This window comes from Cohaesibacter haloalkalitolerans, from assembly GCF_003574655.1.
In the GTDB taxonomy this organism is placed as follows: Bacteria; Pseudomonadota; Alphaproteobacteria; order Rhizobiales; family Cohaesibacteraceae; genus Cohaesibacter; species Cohaesibacter haloalkalitolerans.
The window spans coordinates 15526-35421 of record NZ_QNUM01000007.1; the positions used below are offsets into that span (position 1 = coordinate 15526).

Here is a 19896-nt window from a genome sequence, read left to right on the forward strand (position 1 = left end):
CTATTTGCCGTAACCAAGGGCAGCCATCACGCGGGCGGTGTCCTCTTCATGGCGTTTCATCAGCGCGGCAAGATCTTCGGTGTTCATCCATTTGATGCCGAAATTGGCGGTCTTCATCGCAGACTTGAAACTCTCCGACTGAACAGCCTTCTCTACGGCCTCTTCCCAGGTGCCGACGATTTCGGCCGATAGTCCGGCAGGGCCGCCAAGAGCGCGCCATGTGCCTCCATCCACTGGATGACCGACGACATCGCCAGCAAGGGTCACATCTTCAAAGCCGGGCACGGGAGTGGGGCTGAGGACGCCGAGCGCCCGGACAAGACCGGCGGTCATAAGGGCCGAGGCTTCCGGCAGGGACACTGTCTGGAAGTCAACGCCACCAGAGGCCAGTTCCTGCAAGCCGGTGGCAGCGCCCTGCCCTGGAATCCAGGTGATCTTTTCGACATCGATACCATAATCCATCATCATGCCAGCCACCGGCACGTCCCAGACGCTGCCACAGCCACCGCTGCAATGGATCTTGTATTTGGCCGGGTCGGCCTTGATCGCGTCGAGCGCCTCGGCAAGGGTCTTGAACGGCGAGGATGCCGACGTGACGAGCGAAGATGAGTCACCATTGAAGTTGGCAATCGGCGAGAAGTTCGATCCTTCGAAGGTGGCCTGACCGGTGTATTTGTAACCGGCATAGGGGAACAGAAGACCGATCGTATAACCATCGGGCGCGGCGTTGACCATGCTCGTCAAACCGACCACGCCTCCACCTTGTCCCTGATTGATGATACTGACCGTCCAGCCCATTTCCTGCTCGATGCTGCGCGCAAGGATGCGGGATGTGGTATCGCCTCCGCCGCCAGCTGCGGCGGGAACGATGATCGTCACTGGTCTTGTTGGAAAATCGGCAGCGCTGGCGGCTGCCACCATTGCCGGCGCACAGGCCAGCAGCAAAAGGGTATTGCGGGGATGAATCATCGAAAACCTCCCATTCTTCGATAAGAATAGGAATAAACGATCAACGATGCAATTTCAATCCCACATTTCGGAATTAAACCAATTACCCATTTTTTTAACCTACAAATTCGGATTCCAACCAAGACTTTTGGAAATGGAGTCAGCAGTATTGACGACCGCAGCCGACAAACCGAGGACGCGCGCCATTGGCATACGGTCTGTCGTGCCGGAAACGCTCACTGCCGCAAAGACATGACCGCGTGAATCGCGGATCGGCGCACCAACGCAGCGGATGCCGATTTCGTTTTCCTCGTCATCAATGGCATAGCCCTGATCCCGCACAAGGACCAGTTGCTCTTTAAGTACAGCGAGGTCGGTAATCGTCTTTTCCGTGCGGGCTTCGAGCCCTTCCTGCGTCGCGATCCGGTTGACCAGCTTGTCGTCCTGAAAGGCCAGAAAAGCCTTGCCCACGCTGGTGCAATAGGTCGGAGCGCCTTCGATGGTTGTCAGGGTGGTCAGGCGGTTTTCGCCCATCTCTTCCCGTTCGATGCAAACCATATGGCTGCCGTCGAATATATGCAGATGCACCGCTTCGCCGGTCAACTGGTGAAGAGAGAGGATGTGCGGCCGGGAGTTGCCGGTCAGATCCAGATTGGCGATCACCACGCTACCGAAGTAAAACATTTGCAAACCAAGGCGATAGGTCTGCCGCCGACCGTCCTGGTCGAGCATGCCGACATCTCTGAGAGACGCCACGATCCGGTGCACCGTCGTCCGCGGAAGTCCCGTCTCTTCCACGATTTCACTGATACTCAATTGGCCTCTGGCACGGGTAAAACAGTTGAGCACTGTCATCATCTTTGTAAACAGTTTTGCGCCCGCTTCATTTCCACCAGCATCTATTGTTTTGATCATTGTTCTTTCCAAGCATTTTAAAGAGGCGCTAGACCCGAGACCCCCGATCGCCGCGCAATTAGAGGATCTCGCCCTCGATTTGAACTGTTCGCGTTCTCATTTTCTCAGACCAAAAGCAACCCATCTGGTCCGAGCCTGCTTCGTCCTTTACCTGCCAGCGATCCAGCTCGCGGTGGCTTTAAATCCAAATTTCCCAAAAATGGGCAATTTATTTCAGAAATAATCCACAATACGGAACATAGCAAGGCAGACTGTCGACGTATTTCTTTCCATAAACCCATTAATAAGTATGACAAATATATAGTAACACTTAATTAAGACCATCAATAGGCAGGGATTTCGCCCACACTCCAGCCCCGGGGCGCCCGGAATTGATGCGAATCTCGTCAAACGGCACTATTCCGCACGGTTTTCTTCACTTTTCCCGATGTTGAGCGCAGTTATGCAGCGGAATTCTGCACCCTTTGAAGAGCTTTGCTCCATCAGGTTCAGAAAATGGTATTACGCACTATTCCGAAATTTGGGATAACCACTTCTAACATAAGGGCGTCCCAAACTGCAAATCCCATTTTTTTCTTTTCCCGAATTTAAAATCCTGCACAACGGCACCGACCCTCAACGATCTGATGGACTGTCCCGGCCCAGAATCACCAACCAAATCCAGCAACCAAAAGTCAATAATACCTAAATAATTACAACAATATAACCGATTTTCTCCGTCATCAGAACGGGTTGTTCCAGCCAGCCTTCCATCCTTCTGGACATCTTTGAGCAGACTGAAGGCTGGATTTTTCCATGACAATTCCCTGCACAATTTTGTTCCCACAAATTTGCTTTCGAACCGGTATCAGCATCACGCCAAAAATGGGTAACAATTCCAAAGGGATTGCCCAATTCCCGATTGTGGATAATAATAACCCGGCCAATCTTCTTCATTTCCCACATTACGGAATACAAAACAATTAAGTTGACTTAAATTCCGTTTTGGATAAATGTTGCAATCAATCTCAAACTCCCAACGTCAACCGGGAGTGCCCGAGGTGACATCCTGAACAACCAAGGAATTTAGACATGAAACACGCTTCAGGCCTTATGCCAGCATGTATGACGATCTGGAACGACGATCAGACCTACAGCAAACCCAAAATGGAAAAGTATCTGCGCTGGTTGATCGATCAGGGCGCGCAGAATCTGTCCATCTGCGGAAGCACCGGCGAAAACATCGCCATGAACCCGACTGAACAGAAAGAAATCATCGAGCATGTTCTGGGCTTCATCGATGGCGAAGTACCCATCTATTGCGGTACAGGCTTCTATTCGACCATCAACACCATCGACATGAGCAAGTTCGCTCAGGACAAGGGTGCCGACGGCCTGATGGTGATCCTGCCCTACTATCTCAATCCGCACAAGAAAGCGGTCATGAACCACTTCCGCGAATTGCGCCAGAATGTCGACATTCCGATCATGGTCTACAACAACCCATGGTTCGCCGGATACGAGCTGACCCCGCTTGAAGTCAAGACCCTGCTGGATGAGGGCGTTGTCAACGCCATCAAGGCTGCCCATGGCGATGCAAACCGCGTGCATGAGCTGCGCTTCCACTGCGGCGATGCTCTCGACATCTTCTATGGCCATGACTATGCCGCCATGGAAGGCATGCTGGCTGGCGCCAATGGCTGGCTCTCCGGTTTCCCTGCCGTTCTGCCAAAAGCCTGCCGCACCCTGATGGATATCTGCATCACCGAAAAGAACGTCGACAAGGCCCGTGCACAGCAGGCCAAGATGCAGCCTTACATCGACTATTTCTTCTATGACAAGGAAGCCGGCGTTCCGCACTGGCAGGAAGTCTGCAAATACACCCTGACCGCTCAGGGGCTGGACGTTGGTCTGCCGCGGCATCCACTTGGCGATCTGGATGCAGCCAACAAGAAGAAAATCGACAAGCTCCTCGCAGACCTTCTCTAGGTCTCGCCCCCTTCCCGGTGACAGCGGACATCACTGTCGCCGGGATGATTAGCTCCCCTCCGAGCAGGTTGCCATCCCGACGGTGTCTGGATGGCAACCGATCGAGGGGTTTTCGCAATTCGGTCAATCCGTGCGCCTGCTTTGGGAGGAAATGAAAGCTGGATCAGGATTGAAAACGCGGTGATGAGGACACCGTCCCGAATAACCAGCAAAAGTGGAGGAAGGCATGAATTTCATTGCAAAAACGGCTCACGCGCTCCTGTTTGCAGCAGCCATGACCATCGCCGGTGGTCAGGCCGAGGCAGCCAGCAAGACCATCAAGGTCAGCACGGGTATTTCAGAACAGCATTATCAATACAAGGCATTGACCGAATTCAAGAACTATGTCGAAGACAAGTCCGGCGGCGATATCGAGGTCCAGATTTTTCCAAACGCCATGCTGGGCGGTGACCTTGAAGTGCTCGAAGCCATCAAGCTGGGCACGGTGCAAATGGTGGTCCCGACCCCCTCGGTGCTCGGCAACTATGTAAAAGAATTCCGCCTGCCAGATCTGCCCTACATTTTCCCGAGCAAGGAAATTTCGGCAAAAGTGGCCCGCAGCCCCTGGGCTCGCCAGCTGATGGACATGCTTGATCCGGTCGGCATCCACGGTCTGGCCATTGGCAACTTTGGTGTCCGCCATCTGACCAACCGCGTCCACCCGATCACATCTCTGGCTGATCTCAAGGGTCTCAAGATCCGCGTCATGCAGAACCCGGTCATTCTCGATGTCTTCCGTGCCCTCGGCACCAACCCGACCCCGATGAGCTTTGGCGAAGTCTTCTCAGCCCTTCAGACCGGCACCATCGACGGGCAGGAAAACCCCTATGCCACGATCCTGCTGTCTCGCTTCTACGAAGTGCAGCCTTATCTCTCCAACACCGGCCACATGCACTCCTGGGACGTTCTGGTCATCGGCAAGAGCTTCTATGACAAGCTGAGCGCCGACCAGCAGAAGATCGTCGATGAAGCCGCCAAGATCTTTGCCGAATATGAGCATGAAGCCTCGGCCAAGGCCGAGAAGGAAGCCTTGCAGTCCCTGATCGACACCGGCGTCACCTATACGGAAATCTCCAAGGAAAATCTCGCCGAAATGCGGGCCGCTGCCCTGCCTGTCATTGAAAAGCACGGCAAGGACATTTCCGCTCCGATGTATGACGCGCTTATCGCAGAAATCAAGAAAGTCTCCGAAGAATAAAGTCTGACGAGAAACTCCTCTCTCCCTTCGGTCTGATCCACCACCAGGAGAGAGGAGAAATTTGCCTCCGAACCATTGTCTCGCACACCCGGGGTTTGTTGGAGAAGGCTGTCCCGCAGATGAGCCGCTCCTCGCCCTTCCCCGGAAGGTCTTGAGAAAGAGCAACGGTTCAGCGTCGGCCCCGGGACAGAAGACCGCAGGTGACCGGCAAAGCAAGTGAATGTCTGCCCAGGAGGAGGTGGCAGGTCATGTTGCGAAAACTGCTTCAATATTCAGAAAAATTCGAGGAGGTCATGAGCGTCATTCTATTCTCGCTCCTGGTCATCCTCTGCTTCATGCAGGTCGCCTTTCGGTTCGTCCTCAATTTCTCGCTCTCCTGGACAGAAGAGCTGGCGAACTATGACTTCATCCTGCTCGTCTATATCTCCTGCAGTCTCTGCATCCAGAAAGGGGCGCATGTCCGGGTGGAAATCGTCGACCTTTTTGTTGTGGGGCGCGGAAAATACTGGCTGGATCAGGCGCTCGACCTTGTCTGGACGGTGTTCATCTTCTCGGTCGGCTGGCATGCCGTTGCCATCGCTGAAGATGCGCTGATGGTTGGCAAAACCACCCCGGCCCTCGATTGGCCCTATGGCTGGGTCTACAGCATCATTCCCTTCACCTTCGCCCTCATGACCCTGCGGCTTATCCAGCGCCTGGTCGTCCGCCATCAGCTCTGGGCGGCCAAACAAGAACATCTTTAAAGGAGGATGCAGAAATGAGCGGTACAATCGTCATGTTTGCGGCATTCTTCCTGCTTTTGTTCCTTGGAATGCCCATTGCCATCTCCATCGGTATCTCGACAGCCATCGCGCTGATGATGACCGATATTCCCTTCAGCTTTCTCTCGCACATCGCCTTTTCGGCGCTCGACAGTTTTGTCTTTCTGGCCATTCCGCTGTTCATCATGGCGGGCTATGTCATGGAGGTCGGTGGGCTTTCCCAGAGGATCGTCGATTTTGCCTCGAGCCTTGTGGGCCGGGTGACCGGCGGGCTCGCTGTGGTCACCGTGCTGGCCTGCATGTTCTTTGCTTCCATTTCTGGCTCGTCGCCGGCAACGGTCGCGGCCATTGGCGCGATGATGATCCCCTCGATGATCCGACGCGGCTATGGAGCCGAGTTTTCCGGCGGCCTTACGGCCTGCGCCGGCTCGCTCGGCATCATGATCCCCCCCTCGATCCCGATGATCATCTATGCCATCAGCGCCGACCTTTCCATCGGCCAGATGTTCGTGGCAGGCATTGTTCCCGGCTTCCTGATTGGCGCGGGGCTGATCCTGGTGGCCGTTTTCATCTCGTGGAAACGCGGCTACCATGGATCAGACCAACCGTTTTCCTGGTGTCGGGTGGCCCAGACTGCCTGGGCGGGCAAATGGGCTCTGCTCACCCCGTTTGTGGTTCTTGGCGGCATCTATTCGGGCGTCTTCACGCCGACTGAAGCGGCCTGCATCACTGTTGTCTACGCTCTGATCGTCAGCCTTTTCATCTACAAGGACATGAAGTTCCGCGATCTCTATGAGATCACGTCACGCTCTGCCATGACGACCGGCTCGGTGATGATCATTCTGGGCTTTGCCATGGCCTTTGCCCGCTACCTGACCATTGCCCAGGTACCCAATCAGGTGGCGGAACTGATCCTACAGATCACAGACAATGGCACGGTCATCCTGCTGTTCTTCGTGGTGATGATCACCGTGACGGGCATGTTCATGGACACGACGGCGCAGATCCTGATCTACACGCCGCTGCTGCTGCCAGTGCTGGTGAAACTGGGCATCAACCCCTATCACTTCGGCATCATTCTGGTGGTTGGTACAGAACTCGGCCTGATCACGCCGCCGGTGGGGGTCAATGTCTTCATAGCCAAATCGATCAGCGGTACGCGGCTTATCGATCTGGCCAAGTCGATCCTGCCCTTTGTCGCCAGCATGCTGATCATTCAGGTGATTCTGGTGTTCCTGCCGCAGATCATCCTGTTCCTGCCCAATCTGCTCTACCCGTGACGGCACTGCACGCCCAACCGGTCCGACTTCTTCGGACCGGCAGGCCGGGTGGCATCATCCGGCCCGATCCCCCGGTTTGCATTCCATCATGATGGAGAAAGACAATGAATTTGCAGATACCCGATCCCGAATATTTCAAGGCGCTCCCTTCGCTTCTGGACAGCCTTGCCCGCGGCATCAAGGGGAGTGTCAGAAGCGATGAGGTGAGCCGGACGATCTTTGCCAGCGACGCTTCGGCCTATCAGCAAATGCCGCTCGGCGTGGTCACGCCCGAGGACAAGGAGGACCTTGTCACAATCATACGCTTCTGTCAGGACCACAAGCTGCCGCTGATCCCGCGCGGCGCAGGAACGTCACTGGCCGGTCAAGTGGTCGGTGGCGGTCTGGTTCTTGACATGCGCCGGTTCAACCGGATCCTGGACTTCAGCAAAGAGGAGAAATGGGTCACGGTTGAACCGAGCGTCATTCGCAACAGCCTCAATGACTGGCTGGCGCCTCATGGCCTGCTGTTTGGACCGGAAACCAGCACCGCCAACCGGGCCGTCATCGGCGGCATGATCGGCAACAACTCCTGTGGCATGCATTCCATCGTCTGGGGCTCGACGCGCGACCATCTTCTGTCCTGCCGCGCCATTCTGGCCGATGGGAGCGAGGCGCTGTTCAAGGCCCTCACTCCGGAAGCCTTCCACGCCAAGCGCGCGCAGGACACGCTGGAAGGCTCGCTCTACGAGACACTCTATCAGGAACTCAAAAGCGACGAGACCCGCAGAGAACTGGAGCTTGGCTATCCCAAGACTTCGATCCGTCGGCGCAACAACGGCTATGCGCTGGATCTTCTGGCCCGGTCCAATGTCTTTACCGAAGGCGGGCCTGACTTCAACATGTGCAAGCTGATTGCCGGATCAGAAGGCACGCTCTGTGTCCTCACGGAAGCGACGCTCAATCTTGTCGAGCCCCTGCCCCCGGTTATCGGCTGCGTTGCCATGCATTTCCATGATTCCATCGAGTCGCTGGAAGCTACCCTCGTGGCGCTCAAATACAAGCCCACCAGTTGCGAGCTGATCGGAGCCTTCCATGTGCAGCAGGCCATGGAGAACAACAAGGTCAACAAGTTCAACACCGTTGCCCGCTGCAGCCAGTGGATCATCGGCGCGCCAGAATCGATCATCGTGGTAGAGCTGGCCGATGAGACCCGGGAGGCAGTGGAACAACGGGCAGCCGCCCTCATTGCCGAGTTGAAGGACAAGAACATGGGCTATGCCTGGCCATTGTTCTTTGGCGAGGATGTCGAAAAAATCTGGCAGCTGAGGCGCGATCTGGGGGGCATCAACAGTTCCAAGCCCGGTGATGTCAAACCCTTCGAGGTAATCGAGGACTGCGCCGTGGATGTGAAGGATCAACCGGCCTATGTGACCGAGCTTGAACGCATCCTGCATCGGGAAGGTGTGCAGTTCACCCACTCGGCCCATGCGGGTGACGGCGAGCTGCATACCATCCTGTTTGTCAATCACAAGACCCGGGAGGGCATCGCCTCAGTCCGATCCGTGCTGGAGCAGGTGGCAAAGCTCGTCAAGCGCTTCCGCGGCTCCCTGTCGGGCGAACATGGTGACGGGCGGCTGAGAGCCGAATTTCTGCCCGAGATCCTCGGCGAGCGAAACTATCAGCTCTGCAAGCGCATCAAGTCGTCCTTCGACGCCAGCCACATCTTCAACCCCAACAAGATCGTCGATGCCCCGCCGATGGACACCTCGTTGCGCTATACGCCTGGCGAGGAGACACCGGACCTGCCCACCTATTTCAACTGGGACAAGGACATGGGCCTGATGCGCGCGGTGGAACGCTGCTCTGGTATCGGGGAATGCAAGAAGGTTACCTCCGGCCTGATGTGCCCAAGCTACATGGGCACCCGGGAAGAGAAGGATTCCACCCGGGCTCGCGCCAACATCCTGCGCGCCTTCCTGTCACGCACAGACAAGGCCAACCGCTATGATCATCGCGAGATCAGGGACATTCTCGATCTGTGCCTGTCCTGCAAGGGTTGCAAGAGCGAATGTCCGGCAGGCGTTGACATGGCGCGGATGAAGGCGGAATTCCTGCAGCATTATTTCGACCTGCACGGCAGTGGGGTGCGCCCCTGGCTGGTGGCCCATTTTACCACCCTGATGGGTTTGGCCACGCCCTTCGCGCCGCTTTACAATCTGTTCATGGGCAATCGCATCCTGTCAGCCCCGGTCAAGCTGGTTGCTGGTTTTGCGCTGGACCGCAGTATGCCCGCCCTGTGCCGCCTGACATTCGAGAAGCAATATGGCAGGCAGATGCCGGTAACCGCCAATGCGATGCGCAAGGTTCATCTGTTCTGTGACGAGTTTACCAATGTGAATGACGCTCACATCGGCATGGCGACCGTCCAACTCCTCACCCGCCTCGGTTACGAGGTTGTCCTTCTTCGCAACGAGGAGAGCGGGCGGTCGTCTCTTTCTCAGGGGTTTGTCAAACGCGCCAAAAGCTTTGCCAACAGCAATGTCGCAGCCTTTGGTGATACGGTAACGGATATGGCGCCGATGATCGCCGTCGAGCCCTCGACCATCGCCTGCTTCAAAGATGAGTATCCTGATCTTGTCGACGCGCCCTTGCGGGACAAGGCCAAAGCCCTCGCAAGGAACAGCCTGATGTTCGAGGAATTCATCGCCCGAGAAATGGACGCCGGGTACATCAGGCCGGACCAGTTCTCCGATGCGGCAAGAAACGTCCGGGTGCATGTCCACTGCCACCAGAAGTCCCTGTCTTCGAGTGATCTGGTGGTCAAGGTCCTGTCTCTGCCGAAGAATTACCACGTCAGCGAAATCCCGAGCAGCTGCTGCGGCATGGCGGGGGCCTTCGGCTATGAAAAGGAACATCACACCCTTTCTATGGCCATCGCCGAACAGGTGCTGCTGCCTGCCGTTCGAGCCGCCGACGCAGGAACGATCATTGCCGCATCGGGCACCAGCTGTCGCCATCAAATCAAGGATGGCGCCCAGCGTGAAGCCCTGCACAGTGCAGAAATCCTGCTGCAGGCTCTGAGGGAATAGACCCGCCATCCTGTCACAGTCGCCAAAACGGTGGTGGCCACCGGCGCCATGGATCTTACGGGTGGAACGTCCATGTCGCACACGGAGCCCTCTTTCCCTCACCGGAAAGGGGGCTTGTCGCTGCAAGGACTGGACGTAGCTGTGACCTGCATTTCGTAGCCCGAGCTTTCCGGCTCTTGGTTGTTTGGTTCTCAGTTATCCGATTGGGCGATGTGGGCGCGAATAACGGCCTTGAGCCTTGCTGCGTCCTTGTCGGCCAGAGCGTCAACCATGGCAAAATGCTCCTGACCCGATTTCTCGATCCTTGCGTAACTCGACCATTGGGACGCCGGGGCGGGCGGTGTCCTCAGCCGCAGTTCGGAGATGAGATCGACCAGACTTGCATTGCCCGACGTCGCCAGAAGGGCGGTGTGAAAGGCGATATTGGTCTCGTAGATTTCCATGATCTTGTCGCTGCGGATCTGATCTACGAAGCGCTGGGCCAGAGTATAGAGACCATTGATCTGGTCCTGCTGCACCTTCTCGACCATGACCTCGGCGGCGGACGTCTCCAGCATGATGCGGATGTCACGAATTTCGTCGGTTGCGGCCCCGTCCTCTCGGTGAACGTAATAGCCGCGGTTCGGCTCGTAGCGGATGATCCGCTTGGTGAAGAGCGTTTCAAGCGATTTTCTGATCTCGGACCGGCTGGCGTCATAGCGCCGCTGCAGATCAATCTGCTTGAGCCAGCTTCCGGGAGAGTATACACCTGCCCTTATGTCAGCCGCCAAAAGGTCGGACAGGTCCTTGTTGGGTTTTCTTCTCCGCAAAACTATCCACCGCTCCCGTCATGTCAAATGGCGATATATGCATCAGAATCTCGCTTGCCTCATTTTTCACCATGCACAGAGATTGCGCAACCCCAAAAATTGTGCTCAATATTGGCACCAATTCAGCAAATTCTTTTAATCTCATTGTTTTGATAGATTTAAATTTGCAAACACCACCAACAAGCTCTCCAAGTTGCAATCCGAAGGAAAGACCCAAATGAAAAACAGCGATGAAATCTGGTCTCGCGTCGACAAACTGTCCGAAGACTTCCGCGGCCTGTCCGATCGCGTTTGGGACACTCCCGAATTGAACTTTCACGAATTCAGCTCATCAGCCGAACATCTGGCCATGCTCAAAAAGCATGGCTTCGACACCCAGAAGGGGGTTGCTGGTATGCCGACTGCGGTGATGGGAGAAGCGGGAAGTGAAGGACCGGTCATTGCCATTCTGGGTGAATATGATGCCCTGCCCGGCCTCAGCCAGGAACATGGTGTTGCCGAACGACGCGAGATTGTTGAAGGTGGTAGCGGCCATGGCTGCGGTCACAACCTGCTCGGCGCGGGCTCCATGCTGGCCGCCGCAGCCGTCAAGGACTGGCTGGCGGAAAACGGCATCAAGGGCCGCGTGCGCTATTATGGCTGCCCGGCGGAAGAAGGCGGCTCGGCCAAGGGCTTCATGGTGCGCGAAGGCCTGTTCGATGATGTCGATGTGGCCATCTGCTGGCACCCTGCCCCGTTTGCTGGCGTCAACAAGCCCATTTCACTGGCCTGCAACGAACTGATTTTCACCTTCACCGGCCGCGCCTCCCATGCGGCCGCGTCGCCGGAGCTCGGCCGAAGCGCCCTTGATGCGGTGGAGCTGATGAGTGTCGGCGTCAACTATATGCGTGAGCACATGGCCTCGACGGCTCGCGTGCACTATGCGGTCATCGACAGTGGCGGCATCGCCCCGAACGTCGTCCAGCCGCGCGCCGTTGTGCGCTATCTGGTGCGGGATCGCGAATTGCCGGACATGCAGGCTCTGGTTGAGCGCGTCAAGAAGATTGCCGACGGCGCGGCCCTGATGACCGAAACCACGGTGGAAAGCACCATCGTTTCCGGTGATGGCAACCTCATCGGCAACGATCCGCTGGAAGCCCTGATGCACCAGATGCTGGAGCGCCTCGGTCCGCCGCAATATTCCGAGGAAGACAAGGCCTTTGCCCGTGAAATTCAGGCAACCCTCAGCCGCGAGGATATCGAGGCCGCCTACAAGCGCTTCGGCCTCAAGCCCCGGTTTGACGAGCCTCTTTGCGAGGGCATCACGCCGCTCAATTCCGGCGATGGCCGCCATGTCGGCTCAACCGACGTAGGCACCGTGAGCTGGGTTGTTCCCACTGTCCAGATGCGCGGCGCAACCTATGCCGTTGGCACGCCGGGCCATTCCTGGCAGCTGGTGGCGCAGGGCAAGACCCCCGCAGCCCATGCAGGCATGGAACACACCGCCAAGGTGATGGCAGCAACGGCCTGCGAGCTGTTCCTTGATCCGGCCAAGATCGAAGCAGCCAAGGCCGACTTTGCCGAAAAGCTCAACGGACGCCCGTTCATCAATCCGATCCCTGACTATTGCAACCCGGAGCTTCCCGACGCTGCAGAATAGGCAGTTCCAGCAACAGACGGACCCAATGACGGGAACCCGGCTCCGGCCTGCATCCCGTCAATCCTGACTTCCCGATTGCGCGCTGTTCGACGATGCAATCCCGACGAGGAGAAAGCAACCCGTGAACTTCTTTCAACTGATGGGCTTCGGCGAAGGCGGCTGGGGAGCCTTCATGCTGCTGGGAGCCCTGGTCACCATGGTGCTGGCGCTTTGCGGCTTCACCATCGGTGCTATCTTTGGTGCCTTTGCCGCATGGGCCAAGATATCGGGCAACCGCTTCTCTCGAGCGCTGGCCGATGTCTACACCACGGTCTTGCGCGGCATTCCGGACCTTCTGGTCATCTATCTGTTCTATTTCGGCGGCAGCGCGTTTCTCACATGGCTTGGTCGTCTGTTCGGCTCGGATGGTTTCATCGGCCTGCCCGGCTTTGTGGCCGGTGCCATGGCCATTGGCATCACCTCGGGCGCCCAGCATACGGAAGTGTTCCGCGGCGCTTACCGGGCCGTTGCCAAGGGCGAGATTGAGGCTGCTGTTGCCTGCGGCATGCCGCGGATGATGCGGTTTCGCCGCATCGTTGCACCGCTGGTCCTGCGCCATGCCCTGCCGGGGCTGGGCAACGTCTGGCAGATCGTGCTGAAGGAGTCGGCGCTGGTGTCGGTTACGGGCGTTGTCGAGCTACTCAGGCAAAGTCAGGTCGGTGCCGGGTCCACCCGCCAACCGTTTGACTTCTATTTCGCGGCGGCCATTCTCTATCTGGTGATCACAACCATCTCCAGCATCAGTTTCCACACCGCCGAGAAGCGGTTCAGCAAAGGGGTGAGACGAAGCTGATGGATATCCAATTCTTCTGGGAGTCGCTGATCACCCTGATCCCCGGCATCCCATTGACCCTGCTGCTGGCCTTCCTTTCGACCTTCCTCGGTGCCTTCCTTGCGCTGCTGCTGGCAACGATGCGCCTCTCGGGCATTCGGCCACTGGGCTGGTTTGCGCAGGGCTATCTCTTCGTGTTCCGCGGCTCGCCGCTGCTGGTGCAGCTGTTCCTCATCTATTACGGGCTCAGCCAGTTTCCGGCAGTGCGCCATTCCTTCGCATGGACATTCCTGAGGGATCCCTACTGGTGTGCCATCATCGCGCTGACCCTCAACACCGCAGCCTATGCCAGTGAGGTCATTCGCGGCGGCCTGCTCTCGGTGCCCCATGGGCAGGTGGAAGCAGCCCGTGCCTCGGGCATGTCGGGCTTCATGCTGTTCCGCCGCATCGTCTTCCCTCTGGCCATCCGGCAGGCTCTGCCAGCCTATGGCACCGAGCTTATCCTGATGGTCAAGGCCACCTCACTGGCTTCCATCATCACCATCATGGAGATCACCGGGCTTGCCGCCAAGCTGGTCTCAGAGACCTATCGGGTGATCGAGGTCTTCATCGTGGCCGGTGCCATCTATCTGGCCATCAACTTCATCCTCACCCGTATCGTCATGGCGCTTGAATACAGGCTGACGCCGCATCTGCGCGAGCCACGCATTCTCACCGCCCTTGCCCTTGAAAATGAATCTGCTGGAGAAATCTCGTGACCGGTCCCGCATCCCCAAACAGCGCTGTCGCTGTCAGCCTCACTGATCTGCACAAGTATTTCGGCGATCTCGAAGTCCTCAAGGGCGTCACCCTGAAAGCCCATGAAGGCGAAGTGGTCTCCATTCTGGGCTCTTCGGGCTCTGGCAAGTCGACGATGCTGCGCTGTATCAACATGCTGGAAATCCCGACTTCCGGCACGGTCACGGTTGGTACGGAAACCATCAGGCTGGTGACCGACCGCAAGGGCGTCGTCAAACCCGCAGACCGCAAGCAGGTCGATCGCCTGCGCACTCGCGTCGGCATGGTGTTCCAGTCGTTCAATCTCTGGTCCCACAAGACAATCCTCGAGAATGTCATCGAGGCGCCGATCCATGTGCAGGGGCGTGACAAGCAGGACTGTATCGAGGAAGCCAAGGAAATCCTCGACAAGGTCGGCATTGCCAACAAGCGCGACTTCTACCCCTCGCATCTTTCGGGCGGCCAGCAACAGCGCGCCGCCATCGCCCGTGCGTTGGCACAGCACCCGGATGTGCTGCTGTTTGACGAGCCGACATCGGCGCTCGACCCGGAACTGGTCGGCGAAGTGTTGCGCGTCATGCGGGGGCTCGCTGAGGAAGGCCGCACCATGCTGGTCGTCACCCACGAAATGGGCTTTGCACGGGATGTCTCCAACCGCGTCGTCTTCTTGCATCAGGGGCAGATCGATGCCGAAGGCAGCCCGGAAACTCTCTTCAATGACAAGAGCAACGAGCGTTTTCAAAAATTCATTGCAGGCTGACAGGCCGCAATCAATACCTCCGGCCAAGCCATCCCGGTCGGCCGGCGATCACCACAGAAGGGAAAGCGAAATGAAAATCTGGACCCGACTTCTCGGGGTGGCCATGACAGCAGCAATGCTGGCGGCAGGGCCTGCCCTCGCTTCGGACATCAAAACCGTCAAACTGGGCACCGAAGGGGCATTCCCTCCGTGGAACTCCACCAATGCTGATGGCACGCTGGAAGGCTTTGAAATCGACCTTGGCAAGATCCTCTGCGAACGCATGAAAGTGGAATGCGAATGGGTCGTGCAGGACTGGAAAGGCATCATTCCGGCGCTCAACGCTGGCAAGTTCGACGCCATCATGTCCGGCATGTCCGCAACGGCCAAACGCGCTGAAGTGATCGACTTCTCGATCCCTTATGGCTCCACCGGCCAGACCTTCGGCGTGCTTGAAGATTCCGATCTCGCCAAACTGCCGCTGAATGGCGACGTCTTCCCGCTTGCTTCCAAACCGGAAGAAGCCAAGAAAGCCATCGAAGAAATCAAGCCCCTGTTGAAGGGCAAGATCATCGGCGTGCAGTCTTCTGCCATTGCAGAACGTTTCCTGCAGGAAAATCTGGCTGACGTTGCCGAGATCCGTGAATATGGCAAGACTCAGGAGCATGACCTCGACCTGATGTCCGGCCGTGTCGATGCCATCATGGCTTCCACCGCCTACATCTCCACCGCCATGAAAGACCCGGCAAACAAGGGCATGATCCTGGCTGGCCCCCGTTTCCAGGGTGGTATTCTGGGCAAGGGCAGCTCGCTCGGCCTGCGCAAGGGCTCCGACGAACTGAAAGCCATGTTCGACGAAGCCATCGCTTCGGCTCGCGACGACGGCACCATCAAGGAACTGTCGATGAAATGGTTCGGCTTTGACGTGACCGTCTACTAAGAACCGTCTCCTTCGCCAGTCTGAAGCATCAGTCCGGCACAAACGAAAAACACCCGGGGCGGTTCTCGCTTCCGGGTGTTTCTTTTGCTCGGTGCTTGTTATTTTATGAGCGCTTGCACGCGTTTCTTCAAGGCACGAGGCCATTATTCAGGGTTTGAGAATGGTCGCGCCGGTGGTCTTGCGGCCTTCCAGCGCCTTGTGGGCCTCGGCGGCATCCTTGAGCGGCATGGATGCGACGACATCAGCCTTGACCGCTCCACTGACGAGCCGGTCAAACAGGTCGGCTGCCCGCATTTCCAGATCAGCCCGTTTGGCCACATAATCGAACAGAACGGGACGACAGGCGGCCTTAGACCCGCTGGCCAGATCTGAGAGCTTGAAATCATCGATCATGCCGGACGACTGGCCGAAGTTTGCGAACATGCCGAAAGGCTTGAGACATGCGATGGAGCCGCGCCATGTGTCCTTGCCGACACTGTCGTAGACCACTTCGCACCCCTGCCCGCTGGTCAGGTCCATGACTTTCTCGGCAAAATTCTCTTCGCGGTAATTGATCACGTCGCTGTAACCATGCTTGAGCGCCAGTGCCACCTTGTCGGCTGAACCTGCCGTGCCGATAGCGCGGGCGCCAAGCGCCTTCAACCACTGGCCCAGAATCAGCCCGACCCCGCCAGCAGCGGCATGCACCAGCACCGTGTCCCCGGCCTTGACGGCATAGGATGAGGTGACGAGATACTGCGCGGTCAGGCCCTTGAGCATGACCGATGCTGCAAGGTCATCCGAGACGCCATCAGGCAGCACGACCAGACGATCAGCAGCCAGCACCCGGCGCTCGCGATAGGCGCCGAACTTGAGCACGTAGGCAACCCTGTCGCCAACCTTGAGACCTTCGACCCCTTCACCGATGGCTTCGACCACACCCGCAGCCTCGGCTCCCGGGATCATGGTGCTATCCGGCCAGGGGTAGAGCCCCGTGCGGTTGTAGACGTCGATAAAGTTGACGCCAATCGCGGTGTGGCGTACCAGCGCCTCGTTCGGGCCGGGTGTGCCAGTTTCCAGCGCGCACCACTCCATGACTTCCGGACCGCCAGGTCTGGAAGCGACAAGTGCCATATCCATTTTCTTCTCCGCTTTTTGCACCGACGCCAGCTCCCCAGAGCGGCGACGGCGCCAAAGTCATTTGGTCAAGCTGGCGATCAGGCCAGGAATTCGGGGTCGACGGGGACCTGCATAGCAGTCACCAGGTGGTTGGTCTGGGCAGCCAGACCCACAATCGACAACAACTCCGCATAGGTGTCGTCCGTCATGCCCTTGGCCCGGGCCTGAGCAGTGTGGGAATGGAGGCAGTAGGAGCAGGAGTTGGCTGCCGATACGGCGATATAGATCATCTCGCGGGTCATCGGGTCGATGTTGCCCGGCGTCATCATGACAGCCTTGAGGCCTTCCCATGTGCGTTTCAGCAGGGCAGGATCGGCTGCACCCAGAGCCCGCCAGAAATTGTTGATGAAGTCGGTTTTGCGCAATTCGCGGATTTCGTCAAAGACTTCCTTTACGGCCGGGATCTTGTCGGCTTCTTCATTGGTGAGCAATTTGACAGTTGCCATCTTGGTTTCCTCCTAGGCGTGTGCCCATTCCATGTACAGAGAGCGGGCCTTCTTGGTGATAGGCCCGTATGCGAGTTCCCGGTCTTCTATGCGAGATACCGGAATCACCTTGGAGATGTTGCCGGTAGAAAAGATTTCGTCCGCTTCCATGAAATCCTGAACCGTCAGGGTCATTTCGTGGACGGTGTAGCCAGCGCCGCGCAGCAATCCAAGCACGCGCTTGCGGGTGATGCCAGCAAGGAAGGTGCCGTTCGGGATGGAGGTGAAGACCTCGCCGCCGCGCACCATGAAGACGTTGGCGGTGGCAAGCTCTGCCACGTTACCGGCACAATCGGTCACCAGCGCATTGTCGAAGCCCTTCCGCTGGGCCTCACGCACCATGCGGGCGTTGTTGGCATAGAGGCAGGCGGCCTTGGCATTGGTTGGTGCAACGGCGATGGTGGGGCGGCGATACTGGGTCGTGGTGATGGAAAAGCCGGTCGGTTCAACCATCGGAATTTCCTCAAGGCAGAGCGCAAAGTCGGTTGAGGATGCAAGCGGCGGCAGTGTTCCGATATCGCTTTCCTCGGCCCAGTACATCGGACGGATATAGACGTCGGTGTTCGGCGCAAATTTCTTGATACCTTCCTTGGCCAGAGCCTCGATTGCCTCGCCCGTGAAGGTCGGTTCCAGCATCAGCGCCTCGGCGGAGCGGTTGATCCGCTGACAATGCAGATCAAGGTCCGGAGAGACACCTTCAAACAGGCGAGCGCCATCGAACACCAGCGATCCCAACCAGGTTGCATGAGACGCCGCACCCAAAATGCGCACATCGCCCTCGTGCCACTCACCCTTGTAGTAGGTCCACATTGCGCGCTTGGCAGCCATTGTCATTCTCCTTGATAAAGTCCGGCAGGTCCGTCAATGGACCGCCGCATACATGATTTTCTCTTCAGTTGCCTCGGAGGGCGAGAACTCCTCCACAATGCGCCCCTGTCGGCAGACAAGAATGCGATCGGACAGATTCATGATCTCCGGAAGGTAGGACGAAATCACCACCACAGCCAGCCCCTGATCGGCCAGATCGTTGATGATCTGGTGAATTTCGGCAATCGCGCCGACGTCCACGCCGCGGGTCGGTTCATCGAAGATGACCAGCTTCGGCTGCTGCACGAGGCCCTTGCCGATCACCACCTTCTGCTGGTTGCCGCCGGACAATTCGACCACGCGAGCATTGTCGTTGATAGCCCGGACGTTGAGTTTTCCCGACCAGTCGGCTGCGACGGCCTTCATCTCCTTGTGGCTGACATACCATGCCTTGTCGTGTCCGGCAGCGATCAGCCCGGCATAGATATTCTCGGCAATCGACATGGTCTCGAAGAAGCCCTCGCTCTTGCGGTCTTCTGTCACATAGACAATGCCGTCATTGACCGCTTCGCGCGGCACATAATAGCGGGTCGGCTTTTCGTTGAACACGATGGTGCCACCACGCAGGAAGTCGCGCTTGTAGATTCCAGAAACGATCTTGAAGGTCTCGGTGCGGCCCGAGCCGATCAACCCGAAGACGCCGGTGATCTGGCCGGCAAAGATCGAAAAGGAGTTGTTGCGAACCATGGCTCCCATCGAGATGTCCTGCACGGACAGCACCTTCTTGCCAGCCTTGCGCACGCCGCTTTCGCCCCGGTCGCGGTAGAGCGCACCGGAGAGGGTCCGGCCGACCATGGCGGCAATGATGGACTCGCGGGTGAAGGTCTCGGTCCTGTCGCTGGCCACCAGCTCGCCATCACGCAGGATGGTGATGCGGTCGGAAATCTGCAAAGCTTCCTCCAGCGCGTGACTGATGAAGATGATCGATACGCCGCTTTGCTTGAGCCGCTCGATGAGCGCGAAAAAATGACGCTTCTCTTCCGGCGTCAGGGTTGCCGTCGGTTCGTCGAAGATGATCACTTCGGCCTTGTGATGCACCGCACGGGCGATTTCGACCATCTGCCGCTTGGCCGCCCCCAGCGTTGCCACCAGCGCCGTGGGGTCGACCGAGAAGTTCAGCGATTGCAGGAACTGCTGGGCGGAAATGAAGGTGCCGCGCAGGCGGTTGAGGAAATTCTCCGAGCCCAGATAAAGATTCTGCGCCACGGTCATCGATGGCACCAGACTGGTCTCCTGAAACACCATGGCGATCCCGGCGTCCAGCGCTTCGTTCGGGTTGGCAAAGACCGTTTCCTTGCCGTGGTGGAACATCTTGCCAGCGGTCGGTTCGACAACACCAGCCATCATTTTGGTGAGGGTCGATTTGCCCGCACCATTTTCGCCAAGCAGGGCATGGACCTCGCCCTTGTGCAGTTCGAAATCCACGTCCTTGATGGCAGGCACGCCACGGTAGGCCTTGGTGATCTTTTCCATGCGAATGATGGGATCCAT

The 19896-nt window shown here is 57.6% G+C and carries 18 protein-coding genes; 10 read left to right on the forward strand and 8 right to left on the reverse strand.

The annotated features are described in order from the left end of the window. The 3 genes from DSL70_RS17215 to DSL70_RS22310 form a co-directional block, all read right to left on the reverse strand. On the reverse strand, positions 1-969 hold the full coding sequence (locus DSL70_RS17215) for a tripartite tricarboxylate transporter substrate binding protein (RefSeq protein WP_119309211.1): 969 nt from the start codon (positions 967-969) through the stop codon (positions 1-3). 99 nt (positions 970-1068) lie between these two features. After that, complete coding sequence (locus tag DSL70_RS17220) at positions 1069-1863, reverse strand: IclR family transcriptional regulator (protein ID WP_119309212.1); 795 nt, start codon at positions 1861-1863, stop codon at positions 1069-1071. 684 nt (positions 1864-2547) lie between these two features. Further along, a complete protein-coding gene (locus DSL70_RS22310; protein WP_162916850.1) occupies positions 2548-2799 on the reverse strand; it encodes a hypothetical protein in 252 nt (83 codons plus the stop codon). A gap of 135 nt (positions 2800-2934) precedes the next feature. Between DSL70_RS22310 and DSL70_RS17225 the strand changes: the two genes are divergently transcribed. The 5 genes from DSL70_RS17225 (at position 2935) to DSL70_RS17245 (ending at position 10180) form a co-directional block, all read left to right on the forward strand. Next, on the forward strand, positions 2935-3831 hold the full coding sequence (locus DSL70_RS17225; protein ID WP_119309213.1) for a dihydrodipicolinate synthase family protein: 897 nt from the start codon (positions 2935-2937) through the stop codon (positions 3829-3831). A 226-nt stretch (positions 3832-4057) separates the two neighbouring features. Beyond that, positions 4058-5068 (forward strand): TRAP transporter substrate-binding protein, encoded by a 1011-nt coding sequence (locus DSL70_RS17230; protein WP_119309214.1) that lies wholly within the window; start codon positions 4058-4060, stop codon positions 5066-5068. Between the two features lie 293 nt (positions 5069-5361). Further along, positions 5362-5811, forward strand: a complete 450-nt coding sequence (locus tag DSL70_RS17235; protein ID WP_205563316.1) for a TRAP transporter small permease — start codon at positions 5362-5364, stop codon at positions 5809-5811. Positions 5812-5825: 14 nt separating this feature from the next. Further along, positions 5826-7109 carry a TRAP transporter large permease gene (locus DSL70_RS17240; protein WP_119309216.1) on the forward strand — a complete coding sequence of 428 codons (1284 nt, stop codon included), beginning with the start codon at positions 5826-5828 and terminating at the stop codon, positions 7107-7109. A gap of 104 nt (positions 7110-7213) precedes the next feature. Continuing rightward, positions 7214-10180 carry an FAD-binding and (Fe-S)-binding domain-containing protein gene (locus DSL70_RS17245; protein WP_119309217.1) on the forward strand — a complete coding sequence of 989 codons (2967 nt, stop codon included), beginning with the start codon at positions 7214-7216 and terminating at the stop codon, positions 10178-10180. Positions 10181-10371: 191 nt separating this feature from the next. Here DSL70_RS17245 and DSL70_RS17250 read toward each other — a convergent pair whose 3' ends face one another. Then, positions 10372-10989 (reverse strand): GntR family transcriptional regulator, encoded by a 618-nt coding sequence (locus tag DSL70_RS17250; protein ID WP_245418255.1) that lies wholly within the window; start codon positions 10987-10989, stop codon positions 10372-10374. Positions 10990-11206: 217 nt separating this feature from the next. On the opposite strand from DSL70_RS17250, the gene DSL70_RS17260 reads away from it, so the two are divergent. The 5 genes from DSL70_RS17260 to DSL70_RS17280 all read left to right on the forward strand — a co-directional run bounded on the left by DSL70_RS17260 (position 11207) and on the right by DSL70_RS17280 (position 15895). Next, positions 11207-12628: a M20 family metallopeptidase gene (locus tag DSL70_RS17260; protein WP_119309220.1), complete on the forward strand. Its 1422-nt coding sequence runs from the start codon at positions 11207-11209 to the stop codon at positions 12626-12628. Between the two features lie 139 nt (positions 12629-12767). After that, positions 12768-13460 (forward strand): ABC transporter permease, encoded by a 693-nt coding sequence (locus DSL70_RS17265; RefSeq protein ID WP_119309221.1) that lies wholly within the window; start codon positions 12768-12770, stop codon positions 13458-13460. Then, the gene (locus DSL70_RS17270; RefSeq protein ID WP_119309222.1) at positions 13460-14197 is read left to right on the forward strand and encodes an ABC transporter permease; all 738 of its coding nucleotides are present in this window, start codon (positions 13460-13462) and stop codon (positions 14195-14197) included. The genes DSL70_RS17265 and DSL70_RS17270 overlap by 1 nt, the downstream gene beginning before the upstream one ends. Beyond that, positions 14194-14976, forward strand: coding sequence for an ABC transporter ATP-binding protein (locus tag DSL70_RS17275; protein ID WP_119309223.1), 783 nt, complete (start codon positions 14194-14196; stop codon positions 14974-14976). Before DSL70_RS17270 ends, DSL70_RS17275 begins: the two co-directional genes overlap by 4 nt. Before the next feature lie 70 nt (positions 14977-15046). After that, a complete protein-coding gene (locus tag DSL70_RS17280) occupies positions 15047-15895 on the forward strand; it encodes a transporter substrate-binding domain-containing protein (protein WP_119309224.1) in 849 nt (282 codons plus the stop codon). 147 nt (positions 15896-16042) lie between these two features. Here the strand turns inward: DSL70_RS17280 and DSL70_RS17285 are convergent, their stop codons facing one another. The 4 genes from DSL70_RS17285 to DSL70_RS17300 all read right to left on the reverse strand — a co-directional run bounded on the left by DSL70_RS17285 (position 16043) and on the right by DSL70_RS17300 (position 19896). After that, entirely contained in the window at positions 16043-17014 is a 972-nt protein-coding gene (locus DSL70_RS17285; protein ID WP_119309225.1) for a quinone oxidoreductase family protein, read from the reverse strand. Between the two features lie 77 nt (positions 17015-17091). Next, positions 17092-17499, reverse strand: coding sequence for a carboxymuconolactone decarboxylase family protein (locus DSL70_RS17290; protein ID WP_119309226.1), 408 nt, complete (start codon positions 17497-17499; stop codon positions 17092-17094). A gap of 12 nt (positions 17500-17511) precedes the next feature. After that, positions 17512-18366, reverse strand: a complete 855-nt coding sequence (locus DSL70_RS17295) for a branched-chain amino acid aminotransferase (RefSeq protein WP_119309227.1) — start codon at positions 18364-18366, stop codon at positions 17512-17514. A gap of 33 nt (positions 18367-18399) precedes the next feature. Further along, on the reverse strand, positions 18400-19896 hold the full coding sequence (locus DSL70_RS17300; protein ID WP_119309228.1) for a sugar ABC transporter ATP-binding protein: 1497 nt from the start codon (positions 19894-19896) through the stop codon (positions 18400-18402).